The sequence below is a fragment of the Saccharospirillum sp. HFRX-2 genome (assembly GCF_043196805.1).
Classification (GTDB): domain Bacteria; phylum Pseudomonadota; class Gammaproteobacteria; order Pseudomonadales; family Natronospirillaceae; genus Saccharospirillum.
Genome location: NZ_JBEBMU010000004.1, coordinates 73,824 through 95,900, shown reverse-complemented (window position 1 = coordinate 95,900; position 22,077 = coordinate 73,824). Strand labels below are relative to the sequence as shown.

Sequence of the window (22,077 nt, the reverse complement as noted above, 5' to 3'; positions counted from 1 at the left end):
AGAGGCTTCCTAATAAACCAGTCGAATAACGGTTTGAGCGACGCAAGCCGGACGGCGCATGTTTTCGATTTCGACGGTAATTTCCTCGGTCACTTCCAGACCACGACGCACGATCTTCACGTCAATAATTTTCTTGCTGCCGCGAACCCGGCTGCCGGCTTTTAACGGGTACGGAAAGCGCACCTGATTCAGCCCCATATTGACCACCATCTTGGCGCCTTTGTAAGGCGGGTTTTCCGGATCGACGGCGTTGGTCAAACGCGGAATCAGCGACAGCGTCAGAAAGCCATGAGCGATGGCGGCTTTGAATGGCGACTCTTCAGCGGCGCGTTCCGGGTCGGTATGAATCCATTGGCGATCTTCAGTCACTTCGGCGAACTGATTGATGCGATGTTGCTCCACAGCCATCCAGTCGCCGACATAGACCACGGTGTCCAGTTGGGCGAGCAACTGCTGACGCATCAGTTCCGCTTCCGGGCTATCGCAACTGGGTTGGGCTTCATCGTCACTCAGGGCGCGATGGTCGCTGTCGAGAATCCAGTTAACCCACTGATAATTGCGCGCGCTTTGCCACAGTTCGCTCCAGTATTCGCGCCATTGCGGCGCAATTAAATCGCGAAATTCCGCCTGATTGCGCGTCAGGCGTTCGGTTTTCTCTTTCAACATATCGATGACGTTCATCCGGCATCCCTCTTTCCCGGGTGATGACTGATAACAGGCCGTACAGGGTGATGGCCAATTGGAACGGTACCGGCGACGTACACCGTTCTGAGTCTATTAACTGCTGTTGATTCTATTAACTAACAAAGCACGAATAATGCCATATTTTTTGCGGCCATTCTTGGCCACAAGTCACAACTCCATTTAACCGCGACTGTTTATCCAGCTTGCCAGCTTGGCTTCGATCTGGCGCAGCAGAATCGCCATGGCCTCGTTGGATGCCCAGCCAACATGCGGCGTCACAATAACGCGCGGATGTTCCGCCAGCCGCCAGATGGTGTCCGACGGCAGCGGTGGCTCGTTGGTGGCCACATCCAGACCGGCACCGCCCAGCTGGCCGGTGCGCAAGGCATCCAGAACAGCGCTTTCGTCAATCAGACCACCGCGACCGGTGTTGATCAGTACACAGCCAGGTTTGAGCAGGGCCAGCGTTTCGGCGTTGATCAGTTTCGCCGTCGCGGCAGTGAGCGGGCAATGCAGGCTGAGCACATCGGCCTGGCCCAGGGCAGTTGCAAAGTCGGTATAACCGTCACGGACTGAGTCGGCACCGGCACGTTCGGCGTAGCACAGTTGCATGCCCAGGGCTTCCGCCCGGCTGGCCAGCGCATCGCCCAGAGCGCCGCGACCAATGATGGTCAGCGTACGACCGGCGAGGTTTTGAATTGGCGCCACACGGTTGCAGAAAAACGGGCTGTCCGACCAACCGCGCTGGTCGGCATCGGCCAGGTATTCCTTGAGGTTTCGAGCCAGCGCCAGCATCAGCATCAGGGCGTGTTCGCCGACCGCTTCACTGGCGTAACCGACGGCGTTGATCACGGTAATGCCGGCTTCGCTGCAATAGTCGAGATCGACGTTATTAGTACCGGTCGCGGTGACGGCAATGCATTCGAGCTTGGGTAATTGCGCCAGCAGCGGCGCGTCGAGCACGACTTTATTGACCACCGCCAGTTGGCAGTCGGCCAGGCGTTCGAGTCGTTGGTCGGCTTGGGTGAGGCTATATTCGGTCCAATCGGTGATGGCGGCTGGCGGTTGCAATGCCAGCTCATCAGGGAAGGTACCGCGGTCGAGAAAAGCGCCTTTCATTTTGGCTTCCCGTGTCGCAGTTAATAATGAGCTAAGAGTAACGGTTGGCGGCGCTGCAGGAAAGCTGGGGCGGGTGCCGGACCCGCCCTTGAACGGTGGTACTCAGGCCGGATTTTGCGCCGCCTGTACCGCCGTCAGCGCGATGGTGTAGAGAATGTCTTCAACGCCCGCGCCACGCGATAAATCATTCACCGGTTTGCGCAAACCCTGCAGCATCGGACCGATGCTGACCACGTTGGCGCTGCGTTGCACGGCTTTATAAGTGGTGTTGCCGGTGTTCAGATCGGGGAACACAAAGACGTTGGCGCGACCGGCGACTTTGCTGTTCGGTGCCTTGCTTTTACCAACGCTTGGCGTGCTTGCCGCGTCGTATTGCAGCGGACCGTCGATCAACAAATCCGGCCGTTTTTGCTGCGCAATTTTGGTCGCTTCACGCACCTTTTCGACGTCGCTGCCGGCGCCGGATTCACCAGTGGAATAACTGATCATGGCAATGCGCGGCTCAATGCCGAACGCCAGTGCTGAATCACCGGATTGAATGGCGATGTCGGCCAGTTCACTGGCATTCGGATCGGGGTTGACCGCACAGTCGCCGTACACCACGGCCTGGTCGGGCAACAGCATAAAGAATACCGACGACACCAGCGCCGCATCCGGTTTGGTTTTGATCAACTGCAAGGCCGGGCGAATGGTATTGGCAGTGGTGTGTACCGCGCCGGAAACCAGACCGTCTACTTCATCCTGCGCCAGCATCATGGTGGCCAGTACCACGGTGTCTTCCAGTTGCGCTTCGGCCATGGGTTCGCTCAGACCTTTGTGTTTGCGCAACTCGACCATGGGCGCGATGTATTGCTCGCGCACCGCTTCGGGATCGATGATTTCCAGGTCGTCCGGCAAGCTCAGGTTCTGGCTGGCGGCAACGCGCTCTATTTCATCCGGACGACCCAGTAACACACAATGCGCCATGCCTTTACGGTGACACAGCACCGCCGCCTGAATGGTGCGCGGTTCTTCGCCTTCGGGCAGTACGATGCGTTTGTTGGCGGCACGCGCCTGCTGCACCAAACGATGTCGGAACGCCGGCGGTGACAGGCGTTTTTCTAAATCCAGACGGGCGCGCTCCAGCAGCCAGTCGCTTTCCAGGTCGCCGGCAACGGCGTTCATCACCGCCTCCATGCGTTCGATGTCATCGGTCGGCACTTCGGTGTTCAGCGCATTCAACTGCTGGGCGGTGGTAAAGGTATTGGTGGGCACCTGCATCACCGGTAAGCCGGTTTTGAAGGCGGCTTGACACAAATCCAGAACTGCGGCGTCCGGTTGAATGCCGCCGGTAAAGACCAGTCCCGCCAGCGGCACGCCATTGAGCGCCGCCATGCAACTGGCCAGCAGAATGTCTTCGCGGTCGCCAGGCGTGACCACCAAGGTGCCAGCGCGCAGGGTGTGCAACATATTGCGCATGGTGCGCGCACAGACAGTAATGGTCTGGACGCGGCGCTCGGCCAACTGACCTTCATACAACAGCGTCGCCTGCAGATGACGTTGCACATCCAGCGCACGCGGCGCGACCAACAGCGGATCCCACGCAATGGTGCCCAGACAACGGAAATGATCGTTGAACACATTCAGCGAACGGGCGGTCACCCGAACGTCTGGCACGCTGGCCGGTTCCGGTGGGTCTTCACCGGCCAATACCTGCTGGCTTTCTTCACTTGGCGCGCCGACCTTGTTGAGAATGCAGCCGAGCACGCGGTCATTGCTGGTGCCGCCAAACAAACTGGCGGTCATGCGGATGCGTTCGGCCAGCGTGGACCAGTCATCATCGTTACGCGCGCCGACCAGAATGACATCGGCATCCAGCGCCCGCGCCAGATTGACATTGAGTTTGCCGATGTAACTTTCATCGGCGACCGGCACCAGACCTTCGACAATCACCACATCGGCATCGCCCGCCGATTGCTGATAAACATGGATGACTTCTTCCATCAGCGAGTCGGTGCGGTTTTCTGACAACTCTTGTTGCGCATAAGCCAGCGTCAGAGGCTGCGCCGGCTCCAGACCGAGCGTCGCCTTAACCAGATGCGTCGAGCGTTCCGGCCCGGCGTCGCGTCCCAGGGTCTGAGCGATGGGTTTGCAAAAAGCGACCTTAACGCCGCGTTGTTCCAGCGCCCGAACCAGACCTAAACAGACCGAGGTCAAACCGGTGCCAGTACCGGTGGCGGTCACAAAAAAGCTGTGTTGCATAAGTCAGAGAACCTCAGTCAGGCGGCGGGTATCTTGGGCGATCATCCATTCTTCGCGCGTTGGGATCACCAGCGCAGCGGTGGAATCGGGGCGGGTGATGCGTGCATGGTCGCTTGGTTTCAGGTTGGCGGCTTCATCGCAACTAAAGCCCAGCAGACTTAAATGGCCAAGCACCTGGCTGCGAATAACAGCCGCGTTTTCGCCAATGCCACCGGTAAAAACCAGCGCATCCAGACGCGACAAACTCATGGCGATACCACCGATTTTGCGCGCCAGCCGGAAGCAAAAAACATCGATGGCCAGACGCGCATCTTCGTTACCGGCATCGGCTGCTTCGATCAGGGTGCGCATGTCGTTCGATAAACCCGACAGTCCTAACAAACCCGATTTCCGATTCAGCGCTTCGGTAATCTCGTCGAGCGATAATCCCAAACGATCGGCCAGATAAGCATGCAGGCTCGGATCGACATCGCCGGAACGGGTGCCCATCACCAAACCTTCCAGCGGCGTCAGTCCCATGGTGGTATCGACAGCGCGGCCATTGCGCACCGCCGTGGCGCTGCAACCATTACCCAGGTGGGCGCTGATTACGCCGTGGTCATTTGGGTCCAGTTGCAATTGCTCAACGGCTTGCCCAGCAACATAACGATGGCTGGTGCCATGAAAACCGTAGCGACGCACACCGAGATCGGTGTACCAGTCTTTGGGGACGGCGTAGAGGAAGGCCTCGGGTGCCAGGGTTTGGTGAAAAGAGGTATCGAAGACCACCACTTGTGGTACTTCGGGGTAAAGCGATTGTAAAGCCCTGATGCCCAGCAGCGCCGCCGGATTATGCAGCGGTGCCAGGCTGGCGCAGGCGTCAATATTCTTGACCACCGACTCGTCGACCACCACCGATTGATTAAAGAACTCGCCGCCGTGAACAATGCGATGACCAATGGCTTGCGGCGGGCCATAGTCGGCTTCCAGACGTTCGACGATCACCTCAAGAGCGGCCTTATGACCTTTACCATCCAGCGATTGGCGCTGCTTTCCAGATGCGTCCTGCCATGTTAAAACCGCCTCCGGTGTGCCCAACCGTTCGGCCAAACCGCTGAACAATTCAGTGTCGTCGGTTGTTTTCGACGCGCCGCTGAATAATGAAAATTTCAACGAGGACGAACCGGAATTAATCACCAGGATGTAAGTCTTCAACGTCAAGCAGGCCACCACACATAACAAGAAGGGGAAGTTGTGCCCAAAGTGTATAAGAGCGCAGGTATGAAAGGTATGGCTCGGTTACTGAGCTGCGTCATGGTTTGGGGTTGTTCCCTGGCGGTGTCGGCCGCGCAACTGCCATCGGGTTATGGTTCCTGGGTCAGCGGTGGTTTCTTTATTGGCCACACCGAAGCGGGCAGTCGGGTGGTGTTTAATGGTGTGGACATTGCCGTTGATAGCGACGGTTATTATCTGCTGCCGTTCGAGCGCGACAGCGAAGGCGCGCAACAATTAAGCATTACCCTGGCCAGCGGTGACACCCAGCATTTCCAACCCGAGATCGCCGCACGCGATTTCAATATTCAGCGCGTCGATGGCCTCGATCCCAACCGGGTTGATCCGCCGCCGCAGGTGATCGATCGCATCATTGCCGAAGCCGAAAAGGCCGCCCTGGCCAGAGCGCAAATCGTTGTTAGCGATGCCTGGCGCGAGCCGTTTATCTGGCCAGTCCGTGGTCGCATTTCCGGTGTTTATGGCAGCCAACGTATTTTAAATGGCGAACCACGTCAGCCGCATTGGGGCATTGATCTGGCGCGCCCAACCGGCACGCCAGTGCGCGCGCCCGCCGGTGGCGTTATTACCCTGGCCGAGCCCGATCTGTATTTCAGTGGCGGCACAGTGATGTTGAATCATGGCGCCGGTTTATCGTCGACCTTCCTGCATTTGTCGCGGCTGGATGTCGAAGTCGGGCAGCGCTTGCAACAGGGTGATCAGATCGGCGCCATCGGCACCACCGGTCGCTCCACCGGGCCGCATCTGGATTGGCGCATCAACGCCGGTGAAGCGCGCATCGACGCCGCCTATTGGGTGCCGCCGCAGGATGAACTGTGTGAACCCGAAGGCGAGGGCGCAGAAGTCGTGTTGCTGTTGCACGGCCTCGGTCGTGGTGAAGGTTCGATGAATGCATTGGCCGGTGATCTGCGCGCCGCCGGCTACGTCACTTGCAATCAGGCTTACCCCAGTCGTCAGCAGAGTTTGCCGCAACTGGCCGGCTATGCGGCCAATGCCTTGGACAGTCTGGAGCAGGGCGGTTATCAGCGCGTGCATCTGGTCACCCATTCGATGGGCGGCATTTTAGCGCGCTATGTCTTGCAGTTTCGTTCCTTGCCTGGCGACGGTCGCCTGGTGATGTTGAGCCCGCCCAATCATGGCAGCGAAATCGTCGATGCCTTTGGTGACCAAGGTTGGTTTCAGTGGTTGATGGGTCCGGCCGCCGGCGCGCTGGCAACCAATGATCAGTCGCTGGTGAATCGTCTGGCACCGATTGATGCGCGCACTGGCATCATCACCGGCACTCGTTCGAGCGATCCCTGGTTTAATTTTCTGTTCGAAGGCGAACACGATGGCAAAGTCTCGGTCGATAGCGCTCGGTTAAGCGAAGCCGATGGTTTTCGTCTGGTCGATGCCGGCCATACCTTTATTATGCGTGACCGGGAAGTGCGCGCTCTGGTGATTGAATTTTTGCAGCAGGGCGTTTTTACCCATTAAGTCTGACCTTTACATTGGCCCTGTTTAACGCAGAAATGCGACGGGCTTCATAGCGGTGTTCAAAACCCGGTAGGAAGCCCGCGCTAGAGCCGCCAGCCCCCTTGTTTTTCTTTACAAAACTCCGCAACATGGCGGGGTCCGTCCCTTAGGTAACCTCTAGGGAATGACCAACCTTTTGCGAGAGAGACTCATGAATAAAAAACTTACCATTGGCGCCATTGTGGTCGCCGTTGTGATTGTTCTGGCCGTTGTTTTCGTCCAGCAATCACGTCCGCAAGAAGTCAAAATTGGCTTTCTGGGCGGATTCACTGGTCCGATTGAAAGCCTGACCCCGCCGATTTTTTCCGGCGCTGAACTGGCTGTGGCTCAAGTGAATGCCCAAGGCGGTATCCTCGATGGCGAAACACTGCTGATGCCGAGTGCCGACACTTCTTGTGCCGATTCTTCCGTTGCCACCAGCGGCGCTGACCGTCTGGTTAACACCGAAGGCGTTACTGCCATCGTTGGTGCTCTGTGCTCCGGCGCCACCATCGCTGCGGCCAACAACGTTGCTGTTCCGGCCAACGTGGTGATGATTTCTCCGGCTTCCACTTCGCCGGCGCTGACCGATCTGGACGACAACGATCTGGTTTTCCGTACGCCGCCGTCTGATGCTTATCAGGGTGAAGTACTGGCTCAGTTGCTGATCAGCAAAGGCATCGAAGACGCCGCTGTGACCTACGTCAACAACGACTACGGTAAAGGCCTGGCAGATGCGTTCGCAGCAGCCTTCGAAGCCAACGGTGGTGAAGTCACTGCCAACCTGGCGCACGAAGACGGCAAAGCGGACTACCGCGCTGAAATCGGTTCACTGACTGGCAGCGGCTCTGAAAACCTGGTTGTACTGGCTTACGCCGACGGCTCTGGTCAGACCATCCTGCGTCAGGCATACGAAAGCGGTGCCTTCAGCACTTACGTCGGTGCAGATGGCATGGTCGGTGACGCTCTGGTGTCCGCGGTCGGTGCTGACGTTCTGGCTGGCATGATCGCCACTCGTCCGGGTACTCCGGAACTGCCGGGTGCCGAACTGTTCGCTGCCCAGGCTGAAGAAGCTGGCTTCGATCCGAACTCTGTGTTCGCCGGTCAAGCTTACGACGCTGCCTTCATGCTGGCGCTGGCCATCGAGAAAAACGGCAACAGCCGTGAAGGCCTGAGCGCTGCACTGCGCGACATCGCCACTGCTCCGGGTGAAGTCATCCTGCCTGGCGAATGGGAAAAAGCCAAAGCCCTGCTGGCTGAAGGTGCTGACATCAACTACGAAGGTGCCACTGGCTCCCACGAGTTCGATGCCAACGGCGACGTCCCGGGTGTGATCGTTGAAATGACCGTCCGTGGTGGTCGTTTCGTCGAAGTGGGCCGCGCAGGTAACTGATCAACGCGAACTGCTTAAAATAAGAAAGCCGGCCCAGTGCCGGCTTTTTTTATGATGTGTCTGCCTGTCTTCAAACGCATTTCTCCCTGGGTAACGAGCCTCAGTCACCCCCGCACGTCTAAACACTCGGCCTCCATGCCCAATCTCTAAAAACCTCGCGGATGCGCTATTACGATAGCGTAATGTCAAAAATATGACGTAATTCACACTATATAACGCCAATAAAATGGCGTTATATAAACGGTCATTCGACAATCCTCGCACACCAGAGCGGTCAGGCCGCTCGTTTCAAATCCATAAACCAGAGGATGGTCTTATGAACGTTTTGGCAATCAGCCAGCTAGCCAGCCAGGTAAGCAGCGGCCGGTTTCGTCTTTTTATACATTGGTTCGTCTCAGTGGGGCTGGTGGCAGGCTTAGCCGCCTGTGATTCCGGTTCCAGCAGCGCGCCGACGAATCAAGGCCCTGGTCCTGTTGTAGACGACCTTCAACTCAGCGTTTGGGTAGGGCCAGACAAGCAGGCGGAGGACGGCTCGCAACAACGCAATAACCAGCTCACACTCACCGGTTCGATCGTCGGTCATAACACCAAACTCTATACCTACAGCGATCCGGAATGTCTAAACCGTCTGGATGAGCTTTGCTCTAAGTTGGAGTTCCCCAAAACCACGCCCTTCAGCGTCGAGAATGACGACAATATCAGCCTGACAGCACCCAGCTACGCACTGTTGCAAACCGATGGACGCGACTATGTGACCGAACTGAATGCGCAGCGTTTTCCAAACACAGGCTCCCACCAAGTGGTGTATTTCAGGGATCGGTCTTGGCTGGTGGGGGGTTATTTCTCTGACGGTGAGCACGACCTTTGGTCTTCCACCGATGGGCGGACTTGGGTGCCGCACCGTTCGGTCAATGCGGGTGATGTTAGTGAGACAGCGCTGTTTCGTGGGCGCAATGGGCATCAAGTGGTGGTGTTCGATGCGCGGGATGGAGAGGGTGAGCAACTTTGGTTGATTGGTGGTAGCGACCGCAACGATGTCTGGTCCTCAACAGACGCAGTTCACTGGACCTTACATCCGATCCAGAACGACCAGCGTTTCTCTTCCCGATCTCGTCATCAGGTCGTGGTGTTTGATTCTGACCAGGATGGGCAGCCGGAGTTGTGGTTGTTGGGTGGCCATTCCGACAGCGCCGACTGGACATTCGATGATCTCTGGAAATCAATCGACGGAGTTAACTGGGTCCAAGAGAAGGAGTTGAAGAACACCGATCCGCAAAATCCGAAGATGTTGTTCTACTATCGGGAAAGGCACCAGCTAGTGGTATTCGACGGCGACCGTGATGGTGACCCGGAAATGTGGCTAATTGGCGGGTACTACTTCGTAGATGGGAGTGGTACTTTTGTCAACAGTGAAGTTTGGTCGTCAGGTAATGGTATTGCTTGGACTCGCCGTAATGATTTACCCGTTAGCGCACGCTACTTTCACCAAGTTGCGGCTTTTGATGCTGGGGACGGTAAGGGCGTACAACTCTGGCTGGTCGGAGGTCAAGATAAAAGTGGCACCCGATTCAACGAAGTCTGGTCCTCGTCCGATGGCACTGGCTGGACCCAACACAACAATCCCGCTGTTCCGTTTAGCCCGGTCGCCGAACACCAACTGCTCGTCGCCGATGCCAACCACGATGACCAAAACGAACTTTGGCTGATAGGCGGTTTTGGCATCGGCAATCAAACCTGGTCCACCGAAAACGGCGACGACTGGGTTTATCAAAGCCCCTACGCCGATTTTTCACCGCAGGCCTGGCATCAGGCTGTGGCTTTTGATAGTGGCGACGGTGAACGGTTGTGGATGGTGGGCCACTCGGCGGGTAAGAGCGAAGTCTGGTCGTCCATCGATGGCGTCGATTGGACGCGCCAAACCGCCGTTAACAGTGATCCTGAAGAAGGCTTGTTCACACCCCGCGAAGGTCATCAGTTGGTGGTGTTTACAGACCCGGTCGATCAGCAGGAGAAACTCTGGTTGATTGGTGGTGAGGACGCCGATGAACATAAGCTCAATGAGGTCTGGTCGTCGCCCGATGGCATTCAATGGACCCAGCGAGACTGCACCGCTAACTGCTTCTCGGCGCGTTTTGGTCATCAGGTGGTCGTGTTTGACGAGCAGTTGTGGTTGGTGGGTGGCGAAGATGATAACGGAAATTACCTGAATGATGTCTGGTCTTCGTCCAATGGCACAGACTGGTCGCAGAAGAAAGCTAATGACTCGGAGCCTAATATGTTCAGCGGTCGCTCTTTTCATCAACTGGTGGTCTTTGACGGCGACGACAATGTGGACGGCAAAGAGATGTGGTTGATTGGCGGGGGTAGTGGCCAAAGTAAGTACAGAGATGTCTGGTTTTCATCGAATGGCGAAGACTGGGAGTTGCGTCACTCACAGTGCCCGGATGATGCTTGCTTTTCAGGGCGCTCAGGTCTTCAGGTCGTAGCCTACGATGCGAAGGACGGCGAAGGCGAACGGCTTTGGCTGATCGCTGGAGATCGGAAAAGTGACGTCTGGTCGTCAACCAATGGCGTTGAATGGCAGAAGGAAACAGATGCAGCCGCTTTCTCTGGCCGTGAGGGTCATCAAGTGGTGGTTTATCCGACCGCCGACAATACCAGTAGCCAATCGCAACTGTTGTTAATCGGCGGTGAAAGCAATGATGGAGAGGACAACCAAATCTGGCGATCCACCGACGGCAAAGACTGGCAGTTATTGCTGAAAAACGCGTTCCGGCCAAAGCCATAACGTCCACTTCAAACTGATAAAAAAGGATGCTTCGGCATCCTTTTTTATGGGCATTGCTTTTGCGTGAGGCGTCTCAACTGAGCCGGATGCCAGCGCTCGATGTGCGTGGACGAACGCATAAAACAGCCAGTTACTGGGCGCAACTGGCTTGATTAAAACCATCAACCTATTTTCGGACGGGTCACGGCGATTGAACCGCTGTTGGTTTAAACACCGTTGCTTTATCCGGCCAGCGCCACCGAGTCGGCACCAGCGGGCAGCCACAGCGGGCAGTCGTCTTGTGTCGCCGCGCGCCAGATCGCCGCCGTCACATCCTCAATGCGGGTTACCTCGCCCGAAGCCGCTGCTGAATGCGCCGCAAACACGCCATCGGCAAAGGTCTGATAGGTTTCCGGAATGCTGCCGGCGGCTGCCATACGCGGCCGGGCATTGGCCGAGAACTGAGTCTCCGGCGCCTGGCCGGGCAACACCAGATGGGTGCGGATGCCGAAATCGGCGAGCTCCAGCGCCAGGCTCTCAGTAAAGGCATTAACGGCCGCTTTGCTGGCGGTATAGACCGACAGCAAGGGCAGGGCTTTCAGCGTGGTGCTGGACGACACATTAATGATGACGCCACTGCCACGGGTACGAAACTGCGGCAGCAAAGCGCGGATCATTTCCATCGTGCCAAAGGTGTTGGTGGCAAACAGCTCGCGCACCATTTCCGGCGCAGTGCCTTCCAGCGGGCCCATCCAGCCGATGCCGGCGTTATTGACCAGCACATCCACCTCGCCAGCGGCCTCGACGGCGCGGGCAATGGAATCGGCATCGGTAACGTCCAGCGGCAAAATGGTGAGCTGTTCGGATGTTGGTAAAACGCCCTGGCGGGGCACACGCATGGTGGCGATCACCTTCCAGCCCTGTTGCAGAAAGAAAGCGGCGGCGTCGCGGCCAAAGCCGGAGGAACAGCCGGTAATCATGACGGTTTTCATAAGGTTGGTGTCCTGAGTGGTGAGTGACGTCGTTATTGTCGACCGCCGCAACTAAACTATCTATAATCAAAAATACGGTTTGTATTAGAGATAGTCTTTTTATGATCGACCCCTTTTTACAGGTGATCGAGCTGTTGCAACCCCGGGTGCCCTATTCCAAACAGGTCGATGCCGCCGGTGCCTGGCGGGTGCGGCGCAACGATGTCGGCCGAGCCTTTTATGGTTTGGTGTTGAGCGGTGGCAGTCGCCTGGAACTGGACGGCCGCCCGCCGCTCGACCTGCACGCCGGCGATTTTGTGCTGGTGCCCGATGCACTGTCTTTTGCCATGTCGAGTCAGCAACCCGCGGCCCCGGCCGAGCTGGAAAGCCAGCCGGTATTGGTGGCCGGCGAGGCCGGCCACGTTCGTGTCGGGGAAGCCGACCAGCCCGTCGATACCCAGTTACTGATCGGTTACTGCCAGTTCGACGCCACCGACAGCGACATGCTGCTGCCGTTATTGCCGGATAGAGTAGTGGTGCGCGGCGACAGCCGGCTCGGCCATCTGGCCCAGCTGGTGCGCGATGAAGCACGCCACCAGCGCCCGGCGCGCGATCGCGTGCTGGAGCATCTGCTGCAGGTGTTGTTGATCGAAGCGCTGCGCAGCGCGCCGGAAACCGAAACTTCCTCCGGCCTGCTCAACGGCCTGGCGGATGAACGCCTGGCGCTGGCACTGCACAGCATGCACGACGCGCCTGAACGCAACTGGAGTGTCGCCGATCTCGCGGCCCAGGCAGCGCTGTCGCGTTCGGCGTTTTTTAATCGCTTTATCGAACGGGTCGGCATGCCACCGATGAGTTATTTAAAACGCTGGCGTATGTCCCTGGCCAAAGCCTATCTGCGCGCCGGCCACGACAGCGTCGCCGCTATCGCTGCCAAGGTCGGCTATGGCTCGGGCAGTGCTTTCAGCGTGGCTTTCAGTCGCTACGTGGGGTGTTCGCCGGGGCATTATCAGGCGTCGGTGGCGAACCATTTGAGCGCAATTTGAACTTGCAGCAGGCAATAAAAAAGCCACCCGAAGGTGGCTTTGTTAACGGCATTTTTTTACTCAGGTGTGGTGTTTCACCTGTTCGGGGATCAAACCTTTGGGTGCGTAACGCAACACCAGTGAAATGATCAGCCCGATCACAAAAACCCGCGCTTGCAGCGCACGGCTGTCGAGATCGCTCGGGGCTTGCCAGCCAAACCAGGCATCGCCCAGGTGACGCACCAGGTCGATCAACAGCAAAGCGACGGGTTCGGACATGGTCCAAACCACGTACACAAACACCGCGCCAAACAGCGTGCCCAGGTTGTTACCCGGACCACCGAGAATCACCATTACCCAAATCAAGAAGGTGTGGTTCAACGGCATAAAGCCGCTTGGGTCGAAAATGCCGTTAAAGGTCACCAAGGCGGCGCCGCCAATGCCCATCAACACCGAGCCCAAGACGAAGACTTCCAGGCGACGGCCGTTGACGTTTTTGCCCATGGCGGCCGACGACAGTTCATTGTCGCGAATCGAACGCATGGTGCGGCCCCAGGGTGCGTTGTAAGCCCGGTGCAATAAGAAGAACAACAGCGCGATGATCACCGCCGTGAGCGACAAATAAGCCGCCCGCGCACCAATAAAACCAATGTCCGCCGGGCCGGGAACCGGCCAGGGAATCGGCGATACGGTTAAGGTGCCGCGGGTCAGCCAGTCGGCATTTTTCAAAAACGCCTTAATGATTTCAGCAATACCGAGGGTGGCAATGGCCAGATAATCCGAACGCAGACCCAAACAGATATGGCCGATGAAATAAGCCACAGCGCCGGCCAAAGCACCGCCAATCAACCAACCGAGCCAGACCGGCAAGCCCAGACCGCCGATAAAACCGGCTTCAGATTCAATCGCCGAGGCCACCGGGTCGAGCGAAATTTTGATCCACAAATAACCCAGCAAACCAACAATAATGCTCAGCCAGGCGCCGAGTTTTTTCGGTACGCCGAAACGCTTCAACTGGGTCAAACCGACGACCACAGCCACAACTAACAGCGCTTTTAACGCAACGCCGCCGAGTTGGCCGGGCAGGTCGGTGGCCCAGAAGTCGTCGTTGATCGGGAAGCCGAGCAACACCGACATATAACCGCCAAGCGCGACAAAACCCATGATGCCCGCGTTAAACAGACCGGCGTAGCCCCACTGAATGGTCAGGCCCAGTGCCAAAATGGCGTAGCAAGCGGCTTCGGCGAGCAGACGAATGCTGAACGGCGCGCCCATAAAGGCGAACACCAGCACCAGAATCAGCGCCAGGCCGCCAAACAGATAAAGATTCTTTTCGGATTGATTCATTACAGGACCTTCCCTTTCAGGATGCCGGTCGGGCGCCAAACCAGAATCGCGACCAGAATGAAGAACGGAATGGTGATTTTGTATTCAGTTGGAACGAACGACAGGTCGGCCGGCAGATCCCAACCGAAGGCGGTTTCCAGCGGGCGCAGCAAAATGGCCCAGTTGAATACTGCCAGGGTTTCGGCAAAACCGACCACAAAACCGCCGACTAAAGCACCGTAAGGATGACCTACACCACCGACGATGGCCGCCGCAAAAATGGGCAGCAGAATCATAAAGGACAGGTCGGGTTTCAGCGTGACATCGAGCGACAACAAGGTACCGGCCGCACAGGCCAGGGCACCGGCAATCACCCAGGTGACACCAACTACGGTGTTGGTGTTGATGCCGGACACACGAGCCAGATCGGGGTTGTCGGACATGGCGCGCATCGCCTTACCCAAGCGGGTACGGTTCAAAAAGAAATGCAGCGCGACGACCGCGAAAATCGTAAACAGGAACAGCAGAATTTGCGGTTCGGTGATAACGATTTGTTCCGAGGCTTCGGTCAAACCAAAACTGAAAATGCTTTTGCGATCGTCGATGTACAGGCTCTGGGTGCCGGTGCCGGCGAAGAAACGAATCAGGCCTTGCAGCATCAGGGTGACACCGACCGACGCCATTACCATCACCACTGGCTTAACGTTGTTTTCACGCAGCGGTTTGTAGAAGGCTTTATCGAGGCCGATGGCGATGACTGCCGTGGCGGCCATGGCGACTGGCATCATCACAAAGGCGGTGGGCAAACCGATGGCCGGACCGACCGCCGGGAATAACGCCGTCAGCACCAGAACCAGAAAGGTGCCCATGGTCATCATGTCGGCGTGGGCAAAGTGCGCGAAACGCAGAATGCCGAAAATCAGCGTCACACCGATAGCGCCGATGGCGTAGATGGAACCGATGACGGCTCCGGAAATCAGCACGAAATTGATGAAAAAAATCAGCTCGTTCAAAACGGACTCCTTGTAACCTCAACCACCCAGGAAGCTTTTCGCGACTTCCGGGTCGGCGAGCAAATTGGCGCCGGTGTCTGTGTAACGGTTCTGGCCGGCGGCCAAGACGAACCCCTTGTGCGCAATGCGCAGTGCTTGCTTGGCGTTTTGCTCCACCATCAACACACCCACACCGCTTTCGTTCACGGCAATCACCCGCTCGAAGATTTCATTCATATAAAGCGGTGACAAACCAGCGGTCGGCTCATCCAGCAGCAACAGGCTGGGTTCGACCATTAGCGCCCGGCCCATGGCGACCATCTGACGCTGACCGCCCGAGAGTTCACCGGCCGGTTGGCGGCGTTTGTCTTTTAAATCCGGGAAGAAGGAGTAGACGCGCTCGAGCATGTAGCTGTAGTCGTCTTTGCGCGTGAAGGCGCCCATTTCCAGGTTTTCTTCGACGCTCAGGCTGACGAACACATTGTGTTCCTGCGGTACAAAGGCCATGCCTTTGCGCACCAGCGCATCGGGGGCGTTGTTGGTGATGTCTTCACCGCGCAGGCTGATGTTACCGTCGTTGATATTGAGCAAACCGAAGATGGCTTTCAGCGTGGTCGATTTACCGGCACCGTTGGGGCCAACAATCACACCAATTTCATCCTGCTCAATGCTCATATTGACGCCATTGAGAATGTTCATGCCGCCGTAACCGGCGAAAATGTTATGGGTTTCAAGCAGGGCCATTGGATGCTCCGGTGGTCGGCTCGGTGGGGTCGCTGCCGAAATAGGCTTCGATGACGGCGGAGTTGTTCTGAATTTCTTCGATGGTGCCTTCGACCATGACACTGCCTTGCGCCAGCACGATGACCGGATCACAGAGCTCGGCGATCATATCCATGTCGTGCTCGATGACCAAAAAGCTGTAACCCATCTCCTCGTTCAGGCGCTGAATGTTGCGCACTAGATCTTTGAGCAGGGTGCGGTTCACACCGGCGGCGATCTCATCGAGTAACACCACCTTGGCATCGACCATCATGGTGCGGCCCAGTTCCAGCAGTTTTTTCTGACCGCCAGAGAGGTTACCCGCCAGTTCGTTGCGCACGTGGCTAAGGCCGATAAAGTCGATCACATCGATGGCTTTTTGGCGCACCTCGGCTTCACGGGCGGCGACGAGGCCAGGGCGAAACCAGGTGTTGAAGATGTTTTCGCCCGGCTGTTCCGGCGGCACCATCATCAGGTTTTCCAGAGCGCTCAGATGACTGAATTCCTGGGCAATCTGGAAAGTCCGCAACAGGCCTTTGTCGAATAATTGCTGGGACGGCAGGTTGGTGATGTCTTCGCCGTCCAGGGTGATGCGACCGCTGTCGACCGGAAAGGTCCCGGCGATCAGGTTGAACAGTGTCGATTTACCAGCGCCATTGGGGCCGATCAAACCAGTGATGGAACCTTTCTCGACACTGATCGAACAGTCGTTGATGACTTGCAGCGCGCCGAAGGCTTTCGAAACACCGCTGACGTCAATGATGGAACTCATTAACCCTCCCACATTTCTTGGGTTGGCCGCCGCTCTTCGGCGACTGGCCGCTCTGATGGGCGTGCACTGATATCCAGGCCGGTGCAGCAAGGTCGCTTCGCCGAGGCAAAAGCAGACGGCCATGCACGGCACACTGGAGTGGCACGCTCGAGATTTTGCAAAGTTAGTGCGTCAGTGAGGACGCCGGGCGCTTCGGTGGTACCTTACGCCTCTTTTTCAGGTGTTTTTCGCAGCCGGGATCAGCGATTGACGACGGCCGATCAAAATCCGGGCGATTCTACACGTTTCGGGCGGGGAAATGAACGCGCCAGGCCGCTATCTCGGGCCCGGCACAAAAAGTTTCACTCGGTCTCGGTGCCTTTGGCCGGCCGCCAGCACAACGCCAGCATCAGTAGCGGCAACAGCAGCCAGGCCTGACCGCCAAAACGTTGATAGGGCGTGATGCCCTGACGCAGCTCGACCTCACCTTTAACAGCGGCAATCTCAAACTGAGCGCTGCGCTGCAACACCTGGCCGCGCGCGTTGATCAGCGCGGAAATGCCGTTCTGGGTGGCGCGCACGATGTCGCGGCCGTTTTCAATGGCGCGCATCCGGGTGATTTGCAGATGCTGATGGGGCGCCAGCGAGTCGCCAAACCAGGCGTCGTTGCTGACCATAATCAGCAAGTCCGACGCGCGCGCCAGTTGGCGCACTAAGCCAGGGTAGGCGGCTTCGTAGCAGATCACCGGCGCCAGCTGACGCGTCTGCCCGGCATAGTTCCAGGGCAGGGTGCCTTGCGGGCTTTGCGCCGGCGACATGGTCGACATCGGAATGCTGAAGAAGTTGATCAGGCCGCGCAGCTGCGCCTCGAACGGCAGATACTCGCCGAAGGGCACCAGATGCTGTTTGCGGTATTCGCCGGACGCCGTACCGAAGCCGAGCAGGCTGTTAAAGTAGCGGCCGTCCTCGCTGTTGATGATGCCGGTGACGATGCCCTGGTTGCGGTCCAGCCCCAACTGATCCAGTTGACTCAAGTAGGTCGAGAGCCGTTCCGGACGCGCGGTCAGCGCTGCTTCCGGCCACAGCATCAGATCGACATCGGCGTGCAGGCCGGCCTGACGTCCATAGAAATCGAGCGTTGGGCGCAGCATGTCCGAACGCCATTTCTCGGTCTGGGCGATATTGGACTGCACCGCCACGGCACGAATGCGAGCGGTCGATTCGGTCCAGGAATCGGCCGGTAAGAGCGCTCCGGTGCCAAAGGCAACTAAGGTCAGCACCACAGCGCTGATCACTCCCCAGCGTGCGGCACGGCCAACGACCACCAGGCGTGTCAACTGAGCAGCGCCCAGCGCCAGTGCCAGACTCAACCCATAGACACTGACCAGCGACGCCAGCTGCCCGAACCAGGTGCCGGTTTGTGAGTAGCCGACCAACAGCCAGGGCATGCCGGTAAACAACCAGGAACGCAGCCATTCGAACAGCACCCAGAGTGCCGGTGCGCCAAGGCTCAAGGCGCCGGGCCGGCCAGCGAGGAAGCGGTGATAGAGCCAGGCTTGCAAGCCAGACAGCAAGGCAAAGCCAAAGCAGAAGGCGGAGGTCATCAACACCGACAGAACCACGCCAGTGTGAACGGTGCGCATGGAGGCATAGACCCAGGAAATACCCAGGCCAAACAGGCCGGCGCCAAAACACAGACCCAGCCAGAATGCCTGGCGATTAGTGCGCGCCTGGTGCACCACCCAGAAAAACCCGGCCATGCTCAACCAGGCCAGTGGCCACAAATAAAAGGGCGCTAACGCTAGTGGCAGTAACAGACCAAAACACAGAGCCAATAAGGGTAAAACACGCGGATGAGTGGCGGTTTTTATCAGGCCAGCGAAGCGGGGGGCGGACGGCATGGCGGCTCCTAAACCGCGAAACGAGGCCCGCATCATGCCCTGAGCCGAGGGCGTTTTAAAGTCGCTGTTGTTGGAAGCTGGCTTGGTTAATCGGTCGCTTGATGTTGGTCATTAATCTTACCCAGGCACCGTGCTAGTCTGGCCGCTCACTGCGCTATTCAGGGAATTCGAATGAAGCCATTGTTGTTAAGGTTGTTAACGTTGCTGGGAACGCTGATCGCTTTGTCTGTCCAGGCAGAAGACAGTCCCAGCGCCACCGAATTGCTGGAACGCATGGACACCCTTTACCAGCAGAATTCCGCTCACGCCATTATGACCATGACGGTGGTGACGCCGGATTACCAACGCACCATGCAATTGGAAAGCTGGTCGCTGGGTTTGGACTATGCGCTGGTAAAGGTGCTCGAACCCGTCCGCGAGCGCGGCGTGGCGACCTTGCAGCGCGATACCGAAATGTGGAATTTCCTGCCCAAGATCAACAAGGTGGTGAAGGTGCCGCCATCGATGATGATGGGTTCCTGGATGGGCTCGGATTTCACCAACGACGACCTGATGCGCGACACCTCCTGGTCCGAAGAATACGACGTCTCTCTCAGTGAAACCGCTGACACCTACGAGCTGCAATTAACGCCCTTCGAGAACACCGTCACCGTCTGGGGTGGCATGACGTTGAGCATCGACAAAGCCAGCCTGCTGCCGCTGCAACAACGCTATTTCGATGAAGATGGCGAGCAGATGCGCGTTATGACCTTCTCTAATGTCACCGATTTTAACGGTACCGCCTTACCCGCCACGATGACGCTGACGCCACTCAATAAAGACGGCCAGTACACCGAAGTTGAGTATCAACAGCTCGACTTTAACGTCGATCTCGACGACGGCTTCTTCACGCTGCAAAACCTGCGGCGACGCAATTAGGAGACTGCTGTGCTGATGCTCAAACTGGCACTGCGCAACATCCTGCGTAGCCGCCGCCGTACGATCTTGACGTTACTGAGCCTGGGCGGCGGTTATTTGCTGACCGCGCTGCAACTGTCGGTCACCGAAGGCAGTTACGATCAGATGCTCAGCACCTACACCCGTGACACCACCGGCCACGTGCAGATCACCGCCGAAGGCTATGTGGAGACGCCGCGTCTGTACGACAGCCTGAGCGTTAGCGAATCCGATCTGGATGAACTGACAACTCAGCCCGGCGTGGTCGCAGTCACGCCGCGCATCGAAAGCAGTGCGCTGGCCTATGGCGAGACTAAGAGTTTTCCGGTGGAAGTGGTCGGTATCGATCCGCAGCGCGAAGCCGCGGTGTCTTTTCTGGCCGACAAGGTCAAAGCCGGAACCTACCTGACTGCCCAGCCCGATGCCGAGGGTTATTTTTCCGCCATGATCGGCGCTCAGGTGGCGCGGCAATTAGCGCTGGGTGTCGGTGATGAACTGGTGCTGGTGTCCCAGGGTGCCGATGGTTCTTTGGCGAATCATCTGTACCGCATCAGCGCCCTTATCGGCAGCATCGACAGCGCCGAATCCCGGCGGGTAATGCTGCCGCTGCGCGCCGCCCAGCAGTTCTACGCCATGCCCGGCAAAGCGCACCGCTTGATTGTGCTTGGCAATGATTACCGGCGCGCGCCGCAACTGGCCGAGCAACTCGACGGCTGGGCCAGGCAACACTGGCGCGAGGCTGTCGAAGTCAGTTCCTGGCAGGTGGTCGCAGCCGATTTTTATCGCACCATGGAAGCCGATAAATCCGGAGGCCAGGTGACCATGGTGATTTTGATTTTCCTGGTCTGCGTCGGTGTACTGAACACTATTTTGATGTCGGTGATGGAGCGCACCGGCGAATTCGGTGTACTCAAAGCCATCGGCACCTCGCCGGGCCGGTTGTTCCGGCTGATCATGCTCGAAGCCGGATTACTCGCCGTCATCGCCTGCCTGCTGGCGTTGATTTTGTTGTTGCCGATCAACGCCTGGTTTAGCTGGGTCGGTCTGGACATCGAACCGATCGAATTTTCCGGCGTGCTGTTTACCCGCTACGCCGGCCAGATGTCGTTTTATGTCTTTGCGCAACCGGCGCTGCTGATCGTTTTGGCTACTTTGATCGTGGCGCTGTGGCCGGCCTGGCGCGCAGCGCGTCTGGTTCCGGTGGAGGCGATGCGACGCTTATGAACTGGCAACTGGCACTGCGTAATCTGGCGCGTAACCGGCGGCGCACCCTGTTAACGGGGATGATCATCAGCCTCAGTCTGGCGGCGCTGGTGCTGACCGATGGCGTCATTTCCGCAATGACCGACACCATGGTGCGCTCGGCGACGCGTCTCTATGGCGGCGATGCGCAAATTCACCAGCGTGACTATCTGGCCGCGCGCGATGAACAATTCACCTTTGGCGAAGTGGCTGAGCTACTGAACCAGCTCGACCAGAGCGAACTGGTCGAAGCCGCTACGCCGCGTGCGCTGGCGTTTGGCATGGTATCGAGCTCGGCGAGCAACCGGGCGGTGCAGGTGATGGGCATCGACCCCCAGCGTGAAGCGCAGGTGTCGAAGCTGGAAAGCGTGGTGGTCGAAGGCGACTATCTCGACGCCGCTGGTAGTGAAACCCAATTGTTAATCGGCTGGCGGCTGGCGCAATTGCTGGAAGCGGAACTGGGTGACCGCATCGTGCTGTCGCTGCACAACCAGATCGATGAAACCGCCGAGCAACAGCTGTTTCGCGTCTCCGGCATCTTCCGTTTTAACGCCCGTGAACTCGACGAAAACGCCGCCTTTATTCTGTTACCGCGCGCTCAGCAAATGCTCGGCATTGGCAACAGCGTGCATGAGCTGGCGTTCAATCTGCGTCAGGCATCGCTCGCCGGCCAAGCGGATTTGCCGCTCTTCGCGGAACTCAGCAATGCCGACCGCGTCGCCGAAGGCTGGCCGCAATTAATGCCGCAACTCGATGGCATGTTGCAGATGACGCGCTATTCGACGGTCATCGTCGGCATCATTTTATTTGTGCTGGCCGCATTGGGCGTGATCAACGGCCTCTTTATGTCGATCTACGAACGGACCTGGGAATTCGGTGTGCTGCTCGCCATCGGTACGCGCCGATCCAGTCTCTTTGGTTTGATTCTGAGCGAAGGTCTGTTGCTCGGTATCGGCGCCATTGTCATTGGTCTGTTGGTCGGCGTGGTGGTTACGGTTTTGGTGGCGCAGATCGGCATCGATTACGGCGGCATGGAAGTGGCCGGCGTGGCGCTGAACGAAGTGATTCGGCCACAGTTACAGCTCAGCCAATTGATCATTTTGCCGGTCTGGGTATTGGCGTTAACGCTGCTCGCCTGCCTCTATCCGGCGGCGCACGCGGCACGCATTGTGCCGGCCCAGGCGCTGCATAAAAGCTTATAGCA

General features: G+C 57.8%; 17 protein-coding genes. 7 read left to right on the top strand and 10 right to left on the bottom strand.

Annotated elements, in window-relative coordinates:
- Positions 1–9 precede the first annotated feature (9 nt).
- The 4 genes from ABMA60_RS10430 to ABMA60_RS10415 form a co-directional block, all read right to left on the bottom strand.
- Positions 10–681 carry a MaoC family dehydratase gene (locus tag ABMA60_RS10430; protein ID WP_392802541.1) on the bottom strand — a complete coding sequence of 224 codons (672 nt, stop codon included), beginning with the start codon at positions 679–681 and terminating at the stop codon, positions 10–12.
- A 183-nt stretch (positions 682–864) separates the two neighbouring features.
- Positions 865–1,803 carry a D-2-hydroxyacid dehydrogenase gene (locus tag ABMA60_RS10425; protein WP_392802538.1) on the bottom strand — a complete coding sequence of 313 codons (939 nt, stop codon included), beginning with the start codon at positions 1,801–1,803 and terminating at the stop codon, positions 865–867.
- A 102-nt stretch (positions 1,804–1,905) separates the two neighbouring features.
- Positions 1,906–4,044, bottom strand: a complete 2,139-nt coding sequence (gene pta, locus ABMA60_RS10420; RefSeq protein ID WP_392802535.1) for a phosphate acetyltransferase — start codon at positions 4,042–4,044, stop codon at positions 1,906–1,908.
- Positions 4,045–4,047: 3 nt separating this feature from the next.
- Positions 4,048–5,244, bottom strand: coding sequence for an acetate/propionate family kinase (locus ABMA60_RS10415; protein WP_392802532.1), 1,197 nt, complete (start codon positions 5,242–5,244; stop codon positions 4,048–4,050).
- Between the two features lie 60 nt (positions 5,245–5,304).
- Between ABMA60_RS10415 and ABMA60_RS10410 the strand changes: the two genes are divergently transcribed.
- From ABMA60_RS10410 to ABMA60_RS10400, 3 genes are all read left to right on the top strand, one after another.
- On the top strand, positions 5,305–6,789 hold the full coding sequence (locus ABMA60_RS10410; protein WP_392802529.1) for an alpha/beta fold hydrolase: 1,485 nt from the start codon (positions 5,305–5,307) through the stop codon (positions 6,787–6,789).
- A 190-nt stretch (positions 6,790–6,979) separates the two neighbouring features.
- On the top strand, positions 6,980–8,200 hold the full coding sequence (locus ABMA60_RS10405) for an ABC transporter substrate-binding protein (protein WP_392802526.1): 1,221 nt from the start codon (positions 6,980–6,982) through the stop codon (positions 8,198–8,200).
- A gap of 316 nt (positions 8,201–8,516) precedes the next feature.
- Positions 8,517–10,988 (top strand): kelch repeat-containing protein, encoded by a 2,472-nt coding sequence (locus ABMA60_RS10400; protein ID WP_392802524.1) that lies wholly within the window; start codon positions 8,517–8,519, stop codon positions 10,986–10,988.
- A gap of 221 nt (positions 10,989–11,209) precedes the next feature.
- Here ABMA60_RS10400 and ABMA60_RS10395 read toward each other — a convergent pair whose 3' ends face one another.
- Entirely contained in the window at positions 11,210–11,959 is a 750-nt protein-coding gene (locus ABMA60_RS10395) for an SDR family oxidoreductase (RefSeq protein ID WP_392802522.1), read from the bottom strand.
- Between the two features lie 101 nt (positions 11,960–12,060).
- Here ABMA60_RS10395 and ABMA60_RS10390 point away from each other — a divergent pair, with 101 nt between their 5' ends.
- A complete protein-coding gene (locus ABMA60_RS10390; RefSeq protein ID WP_392802521.1) occupies positions 12,061–12,984 on the top strand; it encodes an AraC family transcriptional regulator in 924 nt (307 codons plus the stop codon).
- Positions 12,985–13,044: 60 nt separating this feature from the next.
- Here the strand turns inward: ABMA60_RS10390 and ABMA60_RS10385 are convergent, their stop codons facing one another.
- The 5 genes from ABMA60_RS10385 to lnt all read right to left on the bottom strand — a co-directional run bounded on the left by ABMA60_RS10385 (position 13,045) and on the right by lnt (position 18,695).
- Entirely contained in the window at positions 13,045–14,310 is a 1,266-nt protein-coding gene (locus ABMA60_RS10385; protein ID WP_392802518.1) for a branched-chain amino acid ABC transporter permease, read from the bottom strand.
- A complete protein-coding gene (locus ABMA60_RS10380; RefSeq protein WP_392802516.1) occupies positions 14,310–15,302 on the bottom strand; it encodes a branched-chain amino acid ABC transporter permease in 993 nt (330 codons plus the stop codon). The genes ABMA60_RS10385 and ABMA60_RS10380 overlap by 1 nt, the downstream gene beginning before the upstream one ends.
- Positions 15,303–15,320: 18 nt before the next feature.
- On the bottom strand, positions 15,321–16,025 hold the full coding sequence (locus tag ABMA60_RS10375) for an ABC transporter ATP-binding protein (RefSeq protein WP_392802513.1): 705 nt from the start codon (positions 16,023–16,025) through the stop codon (positions 15,321–15,323).
- Positions 16,012–16,815 carry an ABC transporter ATP-binding protein gene (locus ABMA60_RS10370; protein ID WP_392802510.1) on the bottom strand — a complete coding sequence of 268 codons (804 nt, stop codon included), beginning with the start codon at positions 16,813–16,815 and terminating at the stop codon, positions 16,012–16,014. Before ABMA60_RS10370 ends, ABMA60_RS10375 begins: the two co-directional genes overlap by 14 nt.
- Before the next feature lie 341 nt (positions 16,816–17,156).
- Positions 17,157–18,695 carry an apolipoprotein N-acyltransferase gene (gene lnt / locus ABMA60_RS10365; RefSeq protein WP_392802507.1) on the bottom strand — a complete coding sequence of 513 codons (1,539 nt, stop codon included), beginning with the start codon at positions 18,693–18,695 and terminating at the stop codon, positions 17,157–17,159.
- Positions 18,696–18,866: 171 nt separating this feature from the next.
- Here lnt and ABMA60_RS10360 point away from each other — a divergent pair, with 171 nt between their 5' ends.
- Genes ABMA60_RS10360 through ABMA60_RS10350 form a run of 3 tightly spaced genes read left to right on the top strand, consistent with a single transcriptional unit; the run spans position 18,867 to position 22,075 of the window.
- Positions 18,867–19,613 (top strand): outer membrane lipoprotein-sorting protein, encoded by a 747-nt coding sequence (locus ABMA60_RS10360; RefSeq protein WP_392802504.1) that lies wholly within the window; start codon positions 18,867–18,869, stop codon positions 19,611–19,613.
- Between the two features lie 15 nt (positions 19,614–19,628).
- A complete protein-coding gene (locus ABMA60_RS10355) occupies positions 19,629–20,855 on the top strand; it encodes an ABC transporter permease (protein ID WP_392803113.1) in 1,227 nt (408 codons plus the stop codon).
- Positions 20,852–22,075, top strand: a complete 1,224-nt coding sequence (locus ABMA60_RS10350; protein ID WP_392802501.1) for an ABC transporter permease — start codon at positions 20,852–20,854, stop codon at positions 22,073–22,075. The genes ABMA60_RS10355 and ABMA60_RS10350 overlap by 4 nt, the downstream gene beginning before the upstream one ends.
- Positions 22,076–22,077 lie beyond the last annotated feature (2 nt).

Excerpts from the sequence above, each read along its gene's own strand:
- ABMA60_RS10430 (WP_392802541.1), bottom strand. The coding sequence starts at position 681 with ATGAACGTCATCGATATGTTGAAAGAGAAAACCGAACGCCTGACGCGC.
- ABMA60_RS10425 (WP_392802538.1), bottom strand. The coding sequence starts at position 1,803 with ATGAAAGGCGCTTTTCTCGACCGCGGTACCTTCCCTGATGAGCTGGCA.
- pta (WP_392802535.1), bottom strand. The coding sequence starts at position 4,044 with ATGCAACACAGCTTTTTTGTGACCGCCACCGGTACTGGCACCGGTTTG.
- ABMA60_RS10410 (WP_392802529.1), top strand. The coding sequence starts at position 5,305 with ATGAAAGGTATGGCTCGGTTACTGAGCTGCGTCATGGTTTGGGGTTGT.
- ABMA60_RS10405 (WP_392802526.1), top strand. The coding sequence starts at position 6,980 with ATGAATAAAAAACTTACCATTGGCGCCATTGTGGTCGCCGTTGTGATT.
- ABMA60_RS10400 (WP_392802524.1), top strand. The coding sequence starts at position 8,517 with ATGAACGTTTTGGCAATCAGCCAGCTAGCCAGCCAGGTAAGCAGCGGC.
- ABMA60_RS10395 (WP_392802522.1), bottom strand. The coding sequence starts at position 11,959 with ATGAAAACCGTCATGATTACCGGCTGTTCCTCCGGCTTTGGCCGCGAC.
- ABMA60_RS10390 (WP_392802521.1), top strand. The coding sequence starts at position 12,061 with ATGATCGACCCCTTTTTACAGGTGATCGAGCTGTTGCAACCCCGGGTG.
- ABMA60_RS10385 (WP_392802518.1), bottom strand. The coding sequence starts at position 14,310 with ATGAATCAATCCGAAAAGAATCTTTATCTGTTTGGCGGCCTGGCGCTG.
- ABMA60_RS10375 (WP_392802513.1), bottom strand. The coding sequence starts at position 16,025 with ATGGCCCTGCTTGAAACCCATAACATTTTCGCCGGTTACGGCGGCATG.
- ABMA60_RS10370 (WP_392802510.1), bottom strand. The coding sequence starts at position 16,815 with ATGAGTTCCATCATTGACGTCAGCGGTGTTTCGAAAGCCTTCGGCGCG.
- lnt (WP_392802507.1), bottom strand. The coding sequence starts at position 18,695 with ATGCCGTCCGCCCCCCGCTTCGCTGGCCTGATAAAAACCGCCACTCAT.
- ABMA60_RS10360 (WP_392802504.1), top strand. The coding sequence starts at position 18,867 with ATGAAGCCATTGTTGTTAAGGTTGTTAACGTTGCTGGGAACGCTGATC.
- ABMA60_RS10355 (WP_392803113.1), top strand. The coding sequence starts at position 19,629 with ATGCTCAAACTGGCACTGCGCAACATCCTGCGTAGCCGCCGCCGTACG.
- ABMA60_RS10350 (WP_392802501.1), top strand. The coding sequence starts at position 20,852 with ATGAACTGGCAACTGGCACTGCGTAATCTGGCGCGTAACCGGCGGCGC.